The 15,480-nt window shown below is 67.0% G+C and carries 13 protein-coding genes and 1 pseudogene; 6 read left to right on the top strand and 8 right to left on the bottom strand.

Translation table 11 applies throughout. The annotated features are described in order from the left end of the window. Positions 1–37: 37 nt before the first annotated feature. The gene (locus tag OID54_RS38645; RefSeq protein WP_443055835.1) at positions 38–1,618 is read right to left on the bottom strand and encodes an ISL3 family transposase; all 1,581 of its coding nucleotides are present in this window, start codon (positions 1,616–1,618) and stop codon (positions 38–40) included. Positions 1,619–1,887: 269 nt separating this feature from the next. After that, a pseudogene (locus tag OID54_RS38640) lies at positions 1,888–2,648 on the bottom strand (IS5 family transposase). A 110-nt stretch (positions 2,649–2,758) separates the two neighbouring features. Between OID54_RS38640 and OID54_RS38635 the strand changes: the two are divergent. The 3 genes from OID54_RS38635 (at position 2,759) to OID54_RS38625 (ending at position 6,633) form a co-directional block, all read left to right on the top strand. Next, positions 2,759–3,118, top strand: coding sequence for a hypothetical protein (locus OID54_RS38635; RefSeq protein WP_329012059.1), 360 nt, complete (start codon positions 2,759–2,761; stop codon positions 3,116–3,118). Between the two features lie 112 nt (positions 3,119–3,230). After that, entirely contained in the window at positions 3,231–4,145 is a 915-nt protein-coding gene (locus tag OID54_RS38630) for a transposase family protein (RefSeq protein WP_329028462.1), read from the top strand. Between the two features lie 259 nt (positions 4,146–4,404). Further along, positions 4,405–6,633 carry a hypothetical protein gene (locus tag OID54_RS38625; protein ID WP_329028307.1) on the top strand — a complete coding sequence of 743 codons (2,229 nt, stop codon included), beginning with the start codon at positions 4,405–4,407 and terminating at the stop codon, positions 6,631–6,633. Here OID54_RS38625 and OID54_RS38620 read toward each other — a convergent pair. Continuing rightward, a complete protein-coding gene (locus tag OID54_RS38620) occupies positions 6,576–7,184 on the bottom strand; it encodes a hypothetical protein (protein WP_329028306.1) in 609 nt (202 codons plus the stop codon). The two genes, OID54_RS38625 and OID54_RS38620, sit on opposite strands and share 58 nt — an antisense overlap. 48 nt (positions 7,185–7,232) lie before the next feature. On the opposite strand from OID54_RS38620, the gene OID54_RS38615 reads away from it, so the two are divergent. Continuing rightward, complete coding sequence (locus OID54_RS38615) at positions 7,233–7,925, top strand: hypothetical protein (RefSeq protein WP_329028305.1); 693 nt, start codon at positions 7,233–7,235, stop codon at positions 7,923–7,925. 3 nt (positions 7,926–7,928) lie between these two features. On the opposite strand, the gene OID54_RS38610 is transcribed toward OID54_RS38615, so the two are convergent. The 4 genes from OID54_RS38610 to OID54_RS38595 form a co-directional block, all read right to left on the bottom strand. Beyond that, positions 7,929–9,080, bottom strand: coding sequence for an integrase (locus OID54_RS38610; RefSeq protein ID WP_329028304.1), 1,152 nt, complete (start codon positions 9,078–9,080; stop codon positions 7,929–7,931). Between the two features lie 388 nt (positions 9,081–9,468). Further along, positions 9,469–10,002 (bottom strand): hypothetical protein, encoded by a 534-nt coding sequence (locus OID54_RS38605; protein ID WP_329028302.1) that lies wholly within the window; start codon positions 10,000–10,002, stop codon positions 9,469–9,471. Continuing rightward, on the bottom strand, positions 9,999–10,325 hold the full coding sequence (locus OID54_RS38600) for a hypothetical protein (RefSeq protein WP_329028300.1): 327 nt from the start codon (positions 10,323–10,325) through the stop codon (positions 9,999–10,001). The genes OID54_RS38605 and OID54_RS38600 overlap by 4 nt, the downstream gene beginning before the upstream one ends. Positions 10,326–10,411: 86 nt before the next feature. Continuing rightward, positions 10,412–10,819 carry an endonuclease VII domain-containing protein gene (locus tag OID54_RS38595; protein WP_329028298.1) on the bottom strand — a complete coding sequence of 136 codons (408 nt, stop codon included), beginning with the start codon at positions 10,817–10,819 and terminating at the stop codon, positions 10,412–10,414. 59 nt (positions 10,820–10,878) lie between these two features. Between OID54_RS38595 and OID54_RS38590 the strand changes: the two genes are divergently transcribed. Then, positions 10,879–11,277, top strand: coding sequence for a type II toxin-antitoxin system Phd/YefM family antitoxin (locus tag OID54_RS38590; RefSeq protein ID WP_329028295.1), 399 nt, complete (start codon positions 10,879–10,881; stop codon positions 11,275–11,277). Between the two features lie 426 nt (positions 11,278–11,703). Here OID54_RS38590 and OID54_RS38585 read toward each other — a convergent pair whose 3' ends face one another. Further along, positions 11,704–12,729, bottom strand: a complete 1,026-nt coding sequence (locus OID54_RS38585; protein WP_329028293.1) for a recombinase family protein — start codon at positions 12,727–12,729, stop codon at positions 11,704–11,706. Positions 12,730–13,146: 417 nt separating this feature from the next. Between OID54_RS38585 and OID54_RS38580 the strand changes: the two genes are divergently transcribed. Further along, positions 13,147–15,300, top strand: a complete 2,154-nt coding sequence (locus OID54_RS38580; protein ID WP_329028291.1) for an IPT/TIG domain-containing protein — start codon at positions 13,147–13,149, stop codon at positions 15,298–15,300. Positions 15,301–15,480 lie beyond the last annotated feature (180 nt).

Raw genomic sequence — 15,480 nt, 5'->3', positions numbered from 1 at the left:
ACTTAGATGGCTCTGGCAAGATTTTCGTAGCCGGAGATCATCTCGGTGAGACGGTCGGCCGATCCGTATAGCGGCGGCGGATGTGGGCGATCAGGACGACGCGGTGACGGAGGAGTGGGACGCCGGCGCGTCCGGCCATGATGCGTTTTTGCAGCTTGACGTCGGTGATGCGGCCTTCGTTGACACCGGAGTTGTAAGGGGTGGTGATTCCCTGGGCGACGGCATGACGGTCTTCGCGCAGAGCTCCGGCGAGGCCGGCGAGAGGGGCCAGGCCGCTGGTTGCGAGGTCGTCCAGCCAGCCTGGCAGGGGTGTCGCGTCGCGGTTGTCGAGCATGGCGGCGAACCGGCGGACCAGGTCGTGGGTGGTTCTGAGTTCAGGGCACTGGTCGAGGAGCCGGGGCAGGCGGTCGTTGATGTGCGGGCTGCGGCGGCTCGGATGGGTGGTGATCCAGCGGGCTGCCTCGCGCGGTGAGGGCGGTCGCTCGCGCGGTTCGTCTAGGGGCAGACCACGGCGTAGGGGTGCGACGGCCATTTTCACGCGCTGGTAGTGGCCGAGGTAGCCCTTGGTCTGGAGTTCTTCGTGCAGGATCTTCGCGCTGTGCTGTCCCTCGTCCCAGCGTTGTTGCAGGTAGTCGAGGTAGGGGTCCAGAGCGGAGGGCTTGCGGGGCGGGCGGCGCACCACCTCCTGCCAGGTGCGGGCCCGGGCGTACTTGCTGACGGTGCGGCGGTTCAGGCCGAGCTCCCGTGCTACGGAACTGTGGCTCCGGCCGGCGCCGGTCAGGGCGTGCACGGCGTCGAACAGCCTTCGGGCGTGGCGCCCGGCGCGGGTGTCCGCCGCGGTGTTCTCGACGGCGTCCTCGACCGGTGCGGGAGCGGTCTCGCTGACTGGGGGAAGTGCTGCGGGCAGGCAGCCGTGGTGGGCGGAGGCGATGTCCTGGACTCGGCGGGAGAGGCCCTGCCAGAGATGGAAGCGGTCGCTGATCTGCAAAGCGTCGGGGGCACCGGCGGTGATGCCCTGTCGGTAGGTGAGGGAGCCGTCGCGGCAGGCAATCTCGACACCTGGGTGTTCCCGGAGCCAGTGGCTGAGCTGTTCCGCGTCGCGCCCTTCCCAAAGTGTGAGCGGGAGCCGGGTGGTGGCGTCGACCAGGAGGGTGCCGTAGGTGTTTCCGTAGAGGGCGAAGTCATCCACCCCCAGCACCCGGGGCGTGACCAGCGGCGGAAGCGGCACCCGCATCAGTTGGGACAGGACGGTGCACCGCGAGAGTGTGACGTTCAGGATCCGCAGCATCCGGGAGCCGCCTCGCCCGGCCAGCACCACGCCGACGTCTTCCACCTGGCGCTGCAACAGCGGTGTGCGCCGCTGGTAGCGCATGGTCAGCCCTGCCACTTGCTCGGCGAAGGTCACCTTCGGACATGCCGGGTTCTCGCAGTACAGGCGGCGTACGGACAGGTCGATGCGCAGAGGCCGGCCTCCGAGAGCGACGTCGGCGAGGTGTCGCACGTAGCGGCTGTGGCACCACGTGCTCAGCTGGCCACATCCCGTACATTCCGCCGGTTCACTGGATCTCGTACGGGCACGGACCGCCACGGCAGTATCGGAGACATCGACCGAGAGCACCAGGACATCAGACAACTGCGGTAACAGACTTGCCAGTTCAGTAGGGCACAATCACAGGCTGCCCACTACGCGGACCGGCCGACCGTCTCACCGAGATGATCTCCGGCTACGAAAATCTTGCCAGAGCCACGTAACTGTGTACGCCGACACCTGTGAACACCTGATGCGCGAGAACCGTCCGACTGACCATGATCGCCACATCCGGATCATGCCACCCACCAGCAAGAACACCTCACGCGCAATCACGCACCAGCTCGTAACTGATCGTTTCAGAATGAGGTCCGGAGCCGTCTCAAACAGATTATGTTGTAGGCAAGTTGGAGCAGTCCGAGGTGGAGGTCGGCTCGTATCTCGTAGCGGATGCGGAGTCGCTTGAACTGGTGGAGCCACGCGAAGGTGCGCTCGACGACTCAGCGTGTCTTGCCCAGGCCGGAGCCGTGCGGGGTGCCGCGGCGGGCGATCTTGGGTGTGATCCCACGCGCCCGGATGAGACGGCGGTATTTGTCGAAGTCGTAGCCTCGGTCGGCGAACAGCTGCCGGGGCCGGTGGCGTGGCCGGCCGCGCAAACCACGAATGTGGGGGATGGCATCGACGAGGGGCATCAGCTGGGTGACATCATGCCGGTTGCCGCCGGTCAGTGACGCCGCGAGCGGCGTGCCGTGCTGGTCGACGATGATGTGGTGCTTGCTTCCAGGGCGGCCCCGGTCGACCGGAGATGGTCCGGTGTGAGTTCCTCCTTTGAGGGCGCGGATGTGCGAGCCGTCGATGGCACAATCGTCCATTTCCAGCAGCCTGGCCGCCCGCAGCTCGGCAAGGATCGCCGAGTGCAGTCGGGGCCAGACGCCAGCCTCGGTCCAGTCCCGTAAACGGCGCCAGGCCGTGACCCCGGAGCAGCCCACCTCCTGACCCGGCACGTCGCGCCAGGTCACGCCTGTGCGGAGGACGAAGGTGATGCCTGCCAACGCGATGCGGTCGCTTGTTCGGTGTCGTCCTGCATACCGATGCGGCCGCTGTGGAGGGGCGGCAGCATCGCAGCGATGCGCGTCCACAGGTCATCGGGCACAAGATCACTGTTCACGCCCGGCAGCGTGGCGGAAGATCCCGGTTGAGGTGGGCCGATTGACCCGGCAAGCTCGCCTGATGAGTCAGAGCAGACAGCCGGGAGCCTGGGACGGCCCCTTCTACCGAGTTCGTACAGAACATTTCGAGGCCGCGTTCATACCGAATGCCGGTGAGGACCTGGAGTCCGTGGACAACGTTGACGTCTTCGTCGACCTTCCGGACGGCTCTCGATGGAGCGCGACCATCATCACTCTCGCCCAGGTCGAGCTTGTAATGGAGAGGTGGGCGGCAAGCGGGGAAGCCTTGGGAGGTCGCTACTTCTGGGTCTCGGACGGTCTCATCGTCCGCGATGCCGGCATCAGCAACATGACCCGAGTACTCGTCGGCCTTGTTGAGAACGAGGAGTTCGCGCAGGTCCTTCAGCGACTCGACGTGTGACAGGCTCCAGCAGTCACGAGATCCTGATTCTGAAATGGTCAGTTACGAGCTGGTGCGTGATTGCGCGTGAGGTGTTCTTGCTGGTGGGTGGCATGATCCGGATGTGGCGATCATGGTCAGTCGGACGGTTCTCGCGCATCAGGTGTTCACAGGGGTCTCTCGGGGGCATCTCGCTTACCTGGTTGAGGAGTTGGCCGACCCTTGGCAGGCGGTGGTCGAGGGGCGTCGTCACAGAGCCCGCGGCGGGGCCAGGCGACGTGAAGCAGGAGCCGGTGTCCGGCATCGGCTGGTGTTCGTCGACCGGCTCGTGGCCACGCTGATTCATCTGCGGCACGATTTGCCGCATGCGGCGTTGGGGCTGCTGTTCGGCGTCGATCGCTCCACCATCACCCGTGCGATCGGCGAGATGCGAGGGCTGCTGGCCGAGCGGGGATGTGCGGTCCCGGACCGGCCCGGCCTGCGGCTGCGGACCTTGGCGGATGTGTTCGCATACGCCCAGGCCGAAGGCATCGAGCTGCGGCTGGACGCCACCGAAGTCCAGGTCCGTCGGCCCCCGGCCGGCCGCGGCGGACGCCGTGCCTTCGTCTCGGGGAAGAAGAAGCAGAACACGATGAAGGCCACCGTCGTCGCCGACCATGAGGGCCGCACGCTCTGGACCGACGCCCTGCGACCAGGGCGGATGCATGACGCGACCGCTGCACGCAACGAGGGCATCGGTACCTGTTTCCAGCGCTTCTCCGACGTTGAAGTCCTTCTGGACGACGGCTACCTCGGACTCCGCCGCGACCATCCCGGCCAAGCGGTGACGCCGCCGAGGAAGGGAAACAAGATCAGCCCTCCCGAGGTCCTCGAAGCCCGCCTACGAGCCCGGCACCGGCACTCCTCGAAGCGCATCACCGTCGAACACGCCCTCGCCGATCACAAACGCTGGAAGCAATTGGTCCGCTGGACCCACCGCCGGGAGAATCTGCCCGCCACCTACCGGGCCATCGCCGGCCTCGTCTCCGACCGCAACACCACCGACTGACAAAAACCCCCCGGTCAGGCATCCACGTCTCAAACGCAATCACGCACCAGCTCGTAAGTGATTCTGCAGAGAGTGGGCTGCTCGGTGAAACCGGAGCATCCCGGCAGCGCGGAGCCGACATCACCTGCTCCCCGCACGGAGTGTCGGCGGGTGCCACCCGATCCGCGTTGGCGAGCCCAGCGCCTCCAGCTTGCCGCCCTTCGTCACAGTTTGATGGTTTCCACGCACAGTGCCGTCTCCTGGAGTGGACGATGGGAAGGTGGTAATCAGCGGACGACGTGTTCTGATGCATGCGGCGGCCTGGCTGTGTGGGTTGCTGGTCTTCTCCGCCGCCATGTGGACGGTCGCTGCCCTTCAGGGTGATAGAGGCAGTACGAGGGATACGGCCGGGCTCCTGGTGGGGGTTGCGAGCGCGGGCCTCGCGGTGTGGGGCCTCTGGGCCGCCCTGCGGGCGCTGCGCGGGCAGCGGACTGCCTTGGTCATCGCGGCGGAGTTGGCGCGGGCGGTCTTGAAGGAGGAGGGAAAGCAGTATCGGCAGCTCCTCGGCGGTGACCTCCAGTCCCTGAACGGGCCGATCGATCTGCGTTTCAATCTGATTGCCGCGTCGGGCGTCTCGCATGGTGGCGGAGGTCCGGGGGCCGAGGGGAGTCTGCGGAATATTGCCGCGTACTACCGTTCTCTGGCACCTGGGCGCCTGGTTATTACTGGTGCCAGCGGGAACACAGCCGGTACCAGTGACGCGGGGACGGGGAAGACCGTGCTTGCGGTGGCGTTGATCCTCGGGCTGGCCCGGGACCGCGCCGCCAGTGAACCGGTGCCGATTCGGCTCTCCGCCTCCTCCTGGTCAGGCGACAGCATCCGCAACTGGCTCGTCACTCACTTGATTCGGGTGTTCCACTTCCCCCTGCGGGAGGCGCGTGCCCTGGTGGAGGCCCACTTTGTACTGCCGGTCATCGACGGCCTAGATGAGATGGACGCGGTCGAGCAGCCCGGCTACACATCCCGGGCCGCACAGCTGCTGCGGGCCGTCGAAGCCTATGAACGGGAGGGCGCGAAGGCCCCGGTGGTCGTCACCTGCCGGCGCCCGCACTACGAGGCGCTGGTCGACGCTGACACCCATCCCCAGGTGTCGGCGGAAATCGGGATCGCTCGGGTGGACGCCGGACACATCCGCGGCTACCTCAGGGAGAGGATCGGCTACTCCGAGCAGAACCTCGCCCGATGGCAGGAACTGTTGGACGCGGTGACCGCGCCTTCAGCGTCGCCCGTACTCACTGAAGCGCTCAACACCCCGTGGCGGCTGACCCTTGCGGCCGTGGTCTACGAGGAGCGCGACCCTGACACCGGGGTGTTCCTGCGCGATCCCAAGGATCTGGTGCGCCTTGCGGATAGCGGTGAGTTGTACGAGCATCTCCTGGACCGCTACATCAAGGCGGCTGTCCACGCCCGGTCTGGCGGTGAGGGGCAGTGGCCCCGGCGCAGGCTGGACCACGTGGCTGTCTGGCGCCATCTGGCGGTCCTCGCCGCCTATCTCCATTCCAACACGGCCAGACCGCCCCGTATTGTCGCGGGCCGCGAACTGTCGGGCACGGACATGGTGCTGGACGAGCTGTGGCCGCTGGCAGGGGTCCGCAGGCCACGTGTGGTCAGTGCACTTCTCGTGGTGTTCCTTGCCTTCTTCACTGTGGGGCTCTACCTGATGGCGGATGGCGCCAACACCGTTGTCAACGCCGTGTTCTATGGGACGCTCACCGTGCTGGGCGTTGCAGCGGCCTATGGTGTCGCCTGGCCGCAGCCTGCCCGTATCTCCCTGCGAACCACCGCCACACTCTCCGGGTTCGGCCGAGTGGTGAGCACGATGCTGGCGGGTGGGGCTGTGGGCGGCATGCTCGGTGGTCTCTACTACAGCATCGACTGGTTCGCATCAGGAGTTCCTCCCTACGAGTTCTGGGAGTTGATTCACTGGCCTTCCGTCCCCGGGTGGGTCGGCTTTGTCGGTCTGCTGTATCTGACGCTCAGCGTCCGGGACCACCCCCTCAGCGACCCACGGGGCGGACTGCGCGGAGACCTGGCCACTTGGCTGGCTTCGGCCTGCCTCCTGGGAGCGCTGGAGGCAGTGGAGCTGCTGGCGCGACCCGAGGCGGACACTGCTGTCAGGCTCGAAGGCCCGGCGCTGGGTGCCAGCGCACTGGCCTTTGGGTTGGCGTTGGTCATCGGGTGGGGCCTCGTCTTCTCACTCAAGGACTCCTTTCCCGCAACCCAGGGAATCCGGGGTGCGCTCGGCGGGCCAGCTTCCCTGCGCTATGTGTCGTTCCTGCTCTGCACACGGGGACACCTGCCGTGGAGGCTCGGGAGCCTTCTCCACTGCTGCTACGAAATGGGGCTGCTGCGGGTCGCGGGAGCCGCCTACCAGTTCCGCCACCGTGAGCTTCAGGAACACCTGGCCACCCGCCCCCACTCACCCGGCGCCAGGTCCGTCACCCGCTGAGTGGCCAACTCCCCCGACCGCGCACCGGCGTACAGCACGATCGACACCATCGCCAGCAGACGCGTCCGGTCCTCGAAGGTCAGCGCCGTACCGTCCCGCTCCAACGGACCCGCCGACGCCAGATCCACCAGACCCCGATACAGAGCCAGCAGCGACCGACCCGACACCGTCGCCTTCTGCTCCTGCTGGGGAACGGAAGGCAACACCACCACCGTCTCGGGCGGAAGAACCTCCCGCGCCAGGATCCCCAGGCAGTCCCGAACGATCCGCAGCGACGCCAGCGGCAACGGCCGGCCAACATCCTCCTCGCGGTACCGCAACTCACCATCCCCGGCGAGCTTCCAGAACCCTGCCAGCGCCGGGCGAGTGAACAACCGCCCCACGCTCCGCGCCGAAGCCACAGGAAGCTCCGGCCGGCCCACCGCCCGGTCGAACATGCCAACCACCATCCGCAACTGCCGCAGCCGCTCCACCGACACCCGCCCAGCCATACCGTCCACCATGGCCGCGAGCTGCCGCACCGACCGCGCCGCGTACTGGTCGCCGCTCACGCCACTTCCCCTGCCGTCGATGTCAGTGCCAACTCATATCCTGCCGCGATGGGAACCGAACAATGGACGATCGCCCTTGCGGCTTTGTCGCTCCTGGTAGCCGCATTGACCGCGATCTGGACAGTTAAGTACGCACGGGCACAAGCATCATCCGCCAAGGGGCAGCTCGAAGTAGCGCTCCAGGCTCAGCGGGAACAGAGCGAGCCCTACGTGATCGTAGATATCCAACCGCACGAGCCTGGGTCCTTCGTGCTCGTGCTGATCATTCAGAACGTGGGGCCGACCCTGGCCCGCAACGTACGCGTCACTGTGACCCCGGAACTCAGCTCCAGCGCAGGCGACGACATCACCCAGATGATGCAGTCAGTCCTGAGTCGAACGATCCCGATGATCCCGCCTGGTCGACGCCTGGAGTACTTCTTCGACACAGACAAGCGGTTTCAGTCAGGCTTGGCTATGGCGTTCGAGTTCACCGTTCTCGCTGATGGACCAGCGGGCGCCATGGAGCCCCTTCAGTACACGGTGGACCTCAGTGTGCTGACCGAAGCTCTCATGGGAGAGCGTCCGACGAAGCGGATCGAAGAGCATCTGAAGAAGATCCATGATCACGTAGGGAAGCTGACCAGCGCGTACAAGGACGCGAATCAGTTGGCAATTGCGGATACAGGAAGGCGTCAGCGCGAGGCCATGAGGCGCCACAGGGCATTGCCCGCGCAAGCCGATGGTGCCTCAACTGAGTAGAAGCTACAGGCCATCAGAGCGCCGTCGCTCTTGCACCTTCAGCCACGGATTCTGGGCGCGTGATTGCGCACGGTCCAGATACTCCCGCTTCACCACCGCCGAGCCCGGCTTCCATCGACCCTGCTTCGTCGGATCGCCACCTGCGTCCGCGATTGTCTGGGCCCCGCCGCGGCGCAGGCCGTGTGCGGTGACCTTCTGCCAGTTCTTGGTCCCGGCTTTGTGTGCACGGCCGCGCACCCAATCGTTGATGGCGTCACCGGAGACGTAGTCTCCTCGCTCCGTGGCGACAGCGCGGCTCTGCAAGGTGCCCCGGGAAGTGAGCGCTCGGAAGAACGCGCCTTCGCGGACTCCGAGGTGATGGAGAGAGGTGAGCCAGTCCCGAACGGCTCCTACCGGGTCGAGCAGAGGGTCGGGATCGGCTGGGATCTCGGTGTACTCGCCTTTGGCTTCCTGGTCAGTCTTGGAGTACCCAATGTGGAGGGTGACGAAGTCGTCGTCGACCGTGACGTCGGCCATGGAGAGGTCGGCAAGTTCGATCCGGCGGTTAAGGGCGCCGCGGCCGAGAAGGAGCATGCACCGGTCGCGGCGACCGGTGGTCGTACGCAGGTCGCACGTGGCGACCATGGCGCGCAGGAGGGCGTCAGTGATGGGGGGTGCTTTGCGGACGGCGGTGCGCTTCGCCCACGTCTTCTTGTACTCGTTCAGCATGCCCCGGGCCTGTTTGGTGCCGGGCTTCTTGTCCTCGGGCATCCAGGTGCGGATCGCGGACATGGCGGCGCTGATGGAGTTCGGCGAGCGCCCCTCCTCGATGAGGTGGGCGACGTACTCGACGTAGGTGGCGGTGGTGCACGGTCGCGAGACTCGGCCTTGCTCGGTACACCAGGCGGCGAACAGGTTGCGCTGCGACGTGTAGTTGGCACTGGTGTTCTTCGGCGCGGACTGCTTCTCCAGCCTCTCGGCGGTACGCGCGGAGACGTAGAGATCGCGTTCGGTGTACCGAGGCGTCTCGGATTCGGTGGGGACGCTCTGGCCCGGGTAGAGAATGGTGTGCCGGTCGACGGCGGGCCGGACGCGGGGGGCGGGGTCGAGGAGTGCAGGGAGGTTCTCTTCGACCAGCTCGGCCTCAATGACCTCTTCCTCGTGCTCGGTGGTCATCGGCGAGCCCCCGGAACGCCGGACGCAGGGTGGCCCTTCAGATGCCACCCGGAGCCGTCTCCGACCTTGCCCGGGCAGTAGCAGCAGGAACTTCCAGCCTCCGCGCGCCGGACGAAGTGGCGGCTATATAGGCCCTGGGAGCACGACCAGCAGACGACGCCACCCGTCAGCGGGATAAGGAACGTGTGGTCTCGCCTTGTTGAGTGCACGAGGGGGTTTTGCGGACCGCATTTGCAGTGCATCTGTCGGCCGTCGTTCCTCATCCAGTGCACACGACCAAGGGCAGTGTGGGAGCAGCCGCAGACCTCGGCAAGGTACGGTCCCGTGGCACGGTCGAGTGCATGAACCTGCACCGGGTTCGGACAGTGTGGAAGAAGCCTTACGGCGGTCACGTCCACGAGCCGGCTCCGCTCAGCCTCTCGGCAGCGGGGGCGGAAGCGATGCCCTCGGCGCCCAAGACGCCCCTGCTCAGGTCAGTCAGCTCGCTTCGTACGTCCTCATGCTCCGCGATCCCGACCAGCGCGGCAGACAGCATTTGCGCAACAGGGTCGCTGGCGGTGTGCTCGCCCCGGTGGACCGCGCGCAGACGGTGGAGACTGACGACGTCCCAGGCTCGGTTGTTGGACTCGCGCAGCGCCACGTTGGAATCACGCGCGGCCTGGAGGGCGCGCAGGAAGTCGGCCACGTCGTGGCCTTCGAGGTGCTCGCTCACCATCGCTTCTAGCAGCGCCGGATCGGTCGGCTGGGATACGGGATCGTCGTGGTGCCAGTCGCAAGTGTCCAGTGGGCAAGCGATGCACGTCCATGCACCGAAGACCGCCGGGCTGTAGTGCGGAGCTTGCCCATGGTCGGCCTTCCACCGGCCGGCGTGCTCAGCTGTATGTCGCTCGGTGTCAACCATTCCCAGGTCGTGGTCGGTCACGGATGCCTCAATGCAGCCCGCGCCGGGTTGGCCCAAGCGGTCTTCCAAGCAGAGTGCTCCTGCCACTGTTCGCCGCAGGACGTCAGGTAGTCCCACACGCGAGCGGCCTGCTCGTTGTCGCCTCGCTTCAAGGTGTCAAGCAGGTAGGCCGTAGTCCCGGTGAGCGCAAGCTTGTTGGAGTTGCTGAGCCGGCGGATCGTGTCGAAGTGTGAATCCGGCAGATCTTCGGCAGCACTGGCGTGCTTCCACTCCTCCTCGGTGCGGTCCTGGATGAACTGGTGCAAGGCTTGGACGTCGTCAGTGGTCGGCAGGGCAGTTGTCATGTGAGAGAGATCCTTCCCAGGGCAACCAGGCACGTACAAGGTAAATTATAGGTGGGTGATACAAAGCGCGCACAGAAACGCTCCGCTTACCTCTGATGGCGTTCCAAGTAGTCCGCCATGGCTCGCAGGCGGCTCGGGCTGTCCTTGGCGTTTCCGAGGGCGTAGTTGCACCAGCGGCACAGCAAGTCCCGCACGGCTCCGCTGGCATGGTTGTGGTCCACGTGCAGCCGCTTACCCTCTTCGGGCTCATCTCGGCAGACGGCGCACCGCCCGCCCTGTGCCTGCATCCGGGCCGTGTACTCGTCGACCGACACCCCGTACAGGTTCTCTATGGACCGGGCGTACACGAACTCCTTGCCGCCGCGCCGGAGGTAGGTGGCCCTATCGCGGCACTTGGGCTTGCAGTACTTCTGCCTGGTGTCCTGGCCGAGAGCCGCATTGCACTCAGGGTTCCCGCATCGCCTGTCCAGCTCGGGTGTCAGCGCTTCCTGCACTCGACTTCTCCAGTTCTGTAAGGTTCTATAGATCCTAACAGACTGGTAGAGTCGCGGGCATGAAGCGGATGACGGCCGAAGAGGCCCGCAGGAACTTCGCCGACCTGCTCAACGAGGTTGGCTTTCAAGGCAGTCAGGTCCTGATCACTCGCCACGGGAAACCCCTCGCCAGGCTGGTGCCGGCGATAGGCGAGAGCCCCCAAGTCCACGCATCTGACTGTCCCCTCGATTCCGTGCATTGGCTCAGGCACGCCACTGCGGCAGCGGGCCGGCTCGCTAACGAGACCCCTGAGGCTCATACAGACCGCATCTCCGCCATGGCCTTGGCTGACGCGATCGCGCATTTTGCGGAGTTGGGCAACTGGGCCACGGTGACTCTCAGGGACATTGCCGAGCACGCGACGCTGATGAAGCGGGATCGCTTCAGGGGCCTGTGTACCTGCGGAGGTCTCGACTAGAAGCGCATGCGGGAAGGCAGCCGTAGACAACAACAGGAGAGCCGGTCGCGTGTGGTGTCAGTGTCGTACGGCACGATGTCGGCTATGCCGACTCTGGATGATCTTCCCCCGTATCGGCGGGCGAAGTTGCTGTGGCAGTACGCCCACCTTGGCGTGTGGTGGATCGAGGAGATGGTGAGGGAACGGGCCGGCGAGCCGTGCAGTCTGTCTGGGGTTCCCAAGCCGTCCGTACCCCGGGTAGCCGTACTGGGCGGCGACGGGTGGTACCACCTGATGAGCGACGGCCGGATGATCTGTGCCGAGGGTCGCACCGGGCAAGGCTGGGAGCACAAGCAGCGGTGCGGGTGGACGGAGATCGCCGGAGGGGTGGTAGACGGCTATGGCCCTTGGGGAGGGATCGGACCGGGATTTGGCGGTAGCCAGGCCCTACAGCCGTCGGAGCGTCGGAACGGCCAGTAGCGGTCCTCTACGAGCTGGGGGCGCGGTCGCTGACCGCTGGCGTAGCGCCGTGAAGTCGGCCTGGGCTGCCTCGACGGCGTCGGGGTACGCCTGCGCCTTCTGATACTCGGCGAGTGCCCGGTAAATGCTAGCCACGGACGGGCTCTGTCCCTTGCGCTTGCCGGTGGGGATGATGAGGTCGGGCTGGATCTGCTCGACGGACTCGCCGAGCGCTTTCCGGCGGAGCACGGTGTGCAGCATGTCGTCGGTGATGACCGGGGGCCGGCCGCCGTACTTGCCCTTGCGGGCCGCGGCGTCGAGCCCTTCGAGCGTCGACTCGCGGATGGTCTCCCGCTCGGTCTCCGCCATCGCAGCGAAGAAGCCGAACAGGAGCTTGCCCGGCCCGGTGGGGTCGTAGATGCCGGGCAGCGGCCCGGCGAGCATCTCCAGCACCAGGCCGTGCTCGGTCAGATGATCCGCGAGGGCGGTGAGTTCGGCGGCGTCGCGCCCCAGCCTCTTCATCTCGTACACCGTGAACAGGACCCGGCAGTGCGGGGCGTGCGCCTTGATCTCCCGGGCGGTCTTCAGCGCCTCCTCGAAGGCGGGGCGGACCTTGATCCGGGTGCTGATCTTCTCGCTGAAGATCTTCTCTCGCTCGATCCCGTGCTTGGCGAGCGCGTCCAGCTGCGAATCGAGTTCCTGCCCGAGGGTCGAGCAGCGGGCGTAGCCGATGCGAATGTCCGCGCTCGGCAGGTCCGGATCGACCGCCGCGGGCACCGGAGCCCCGGGCCGCCATGGCTGGCCGGGCCCGCGGTCGGCCGGTGTCTGCACCCGCAGTTCCTTCGCGAGCTTGGCCACCTTGGTGAAGCGGCCGGTGTGGTAGGCGCTGGCGACCGCCCCGCTGCGCGAGCGGCACGGCGAGCCGGGAACCGCCTTGCACTTCGGGCACGGATGGCGTTCGACGAGATCGGCTTCCGATGCGGCGGGCGGGGAAGGCTCTTGAGGGTCCGTCACGCCCCGGAGTTTCGCACAACTCAAGTCGCAGAACCCCACTCCCGCCATTTTTGAGTGATAACGGCTTCTGCGACCGGATCGGCTTCTCGGCGGTCTCCGGACGCCTCTATTTGATCTTGCTCGGGCAAAGGGTCGTTTGCGAGAGCCGGGTGGGCCTGCTCGGCTTCCTGCCGGTGGGCGATGGCCGGGCTTTGTGGTGGCGGGCTATTTTTCGAGCACTTGCCTGCGGTCGGTCTACGGACCGTGGCAGGATCGGCGCGGAGGGTTACCCAGTGGCGGGCGGTGGCGTGTGGTTCGCGTCATCGTGTGCCCCAGGGCCCCACCGTGTTCGGTACGACCGCGCCGGTGAGGGATGCCCAGGGGGCCGTTCGGCTCCCGACCGCGGCGGCGCGTACAGCCTCGAAGGGTGACGCTCACATGTCGTCAACAGCTCCTCCCCGCGCCTCGCGGTTCCGCCACCGATTAACGGCCCTGACCGGCTCTTTCGCCCTTGCCGTGACGGGGCTGGTCGCCCTGGCCGCCGGTCCCGCGGCCGCCGCACCGCCCACGGTTATCGCCACCGTGGACACCGGCTACGGCGCCGACACGGTCGTGGTGGCACCGGACGGGAACACTGTCTACGTCGGCAACGCCGGCCAGAACAGAATCAACACCCTGGACACCGCGACCGACACGATCACCAGCACGTTCTCCTCCGGCGGCCCCGGCCCGTTCGGCCTGGCGGTGAATCCCGCGGGCACCGTGCTGTACTCCACCGACGTCGACGGCGACAGCGTGCACGTGATTGATGCCGCCAACCAGACGGTGACCGCCACCGTCCCGGTCGGCGTGGACCCGCAGGGTGTCGTGGTCACCCCGGACGGCAGCCGGGCGTACGTCGCGAACAACAGCGACTCAAGCGTCAGCGTCATCGACACCGCCACCAACACCGTCACCGCCACCGTCGCGGTGGGCACCTTCCCGTACGGGGCGGCGGTCACCTCCGACGGGAGCCGTGTCTACGTCTCCGCGGAGAATCAGGTCAGTGTCATCGACACCGCGACGAACACCGTCACCGCCACCGTCGCGGCGACGGGAAGCCTGCGGGGCATCGTGGTGAGCCCCGACGGTACGAAGGTCTACGCCGCCAGCTCCTTCGGCGACGGGTCCGTCGTGGTCATCAACACCGCGACGAACACCGTCAGCTCGACCATCGCTGCCTCCTCCGACACCGGAGCTCTGGCAGTCAGCCCCGACGGCACCCGCCTTTACACCGGCTCGTACGGCGCGGTCAACGTCATCGACGTGGCCACCGCCACCGTGGACTCCAGCGTCAACACCAACTTCGTCTACGCCCTGGCCGTCAACGCGGACGGCACGCGCCTGTACGCCGGCAACGGGGACAACGTCACCGTCCTGGGTGTGGCACCACCGGTGGCGGCCCCGGCGGTGACCGGCATCAGCCCCTCCAGCGGGACCACCGCCGGCGGCACCAGCGTGACGATCACCGGCACCGACCTGAACGGCGCCAGCACCATCGACTTCGGCGGCACCCCCGCCACCGGCATCTCCTGCACCGCGACGTCCTGCACCGCCACCTCCCCCGCGCACGCGGCGGGAAGCGTCGACGTGCGGGTCACCACCCCGGGCGGTACCAGCCCCAACACCGGTGCGGACGACTACACCTACGTCGCCCCCGGGGCCGATCTGGTGACGGCGCTCGCTGATTCCGCGGACCCGGTCGCGCTCGGCGGCAGCTTCACCGAGACCGTGACCGTCACGAACAACGGCCCGGCCACCGCCACCTCGGCCGCGACCGCGATCGCGTTCACCGGCTCAGCTGTGTCCCTCCAGGGCGCCACCACCAGCCAGGGCACCTGCACCACCGCCGGCTCCACGGTGACGTGCGCGCTGGGCTCGCTCGCCAACGCCGCCTTCGCCACGGTGACGATCACCGTCGAGCCGCAGGCGACCGGCACCATCACCGCGACGTCGACGACCACCGCCACCCAGAGCGACCCGGTCCCGGCCAACACCAACGACACCGAGACCACCACCGTGAACAACGGCAGCGGATGCACGATCACCGGGACCGCCGGGAACGACACCCTGACCGGCACCAACGGCGCCGACGTGATCTGCGGCCTCGGCGGCAACGACACGATCAACGGCGGCAACGGCAACGACACCATCTACGCCGGGTCCGGGAACGACACCGTCGACGGCGGCAACGCCGACGACACCCTCTACGGGGGGTCCGGCGACGACATCATGGGCGGCGGGAACGGCGCCGACTACCTCTACGGCGAAGCCGGCAACGACACCAACTACGGCGAGACCCTCCTCGGCTCGCTGCTGCACCTGTTCGACAACGGCAACGACCACATCTACGGCGGCCCGGGCAACGACGACCTCGACGGGCAGAACGGCAACGACGTCCTGTCCGACACCTCCGGCACCGACACCATGAGCGGCGCGCTGGGCAACGACAGCATCAACGTCCAGGACGGCGTAGGCGGCGACAGCGCCAACGGCGGCCTCGGCACCGATACCTGCACCGCCGACACAGGAGACACCACCACCAGCTGCTGACCAAACCGAACGGCCTGACACGGCCGCCCGGTCGGCTTCCCCAGGCCAACATGATGCGGTCAGTGACCGCGAGGGCCCGCTCACCCCACCCGGCGAGCGGGCCCTACTTGTGAACCGAAAGGCTGAGGCGGACCGACGACCGCGCTCGACGCAACCGGACGGGAAACTCCGCACCACACC

Source organism: Streptomyces sp. NBC_00690 (assembly GCF_036226685.1).
In the GTDB taxonomy this organism is placed as follows: Bacteria; Actinomycetota; Actinomycetes; order Streptomycetales; family Streptomycetaceae; genus Streptomyces.
Note: the sequence above shows the minus strand (reverse complement) of the source record. Positions and strands in the feature narration are given on the sequence as shown.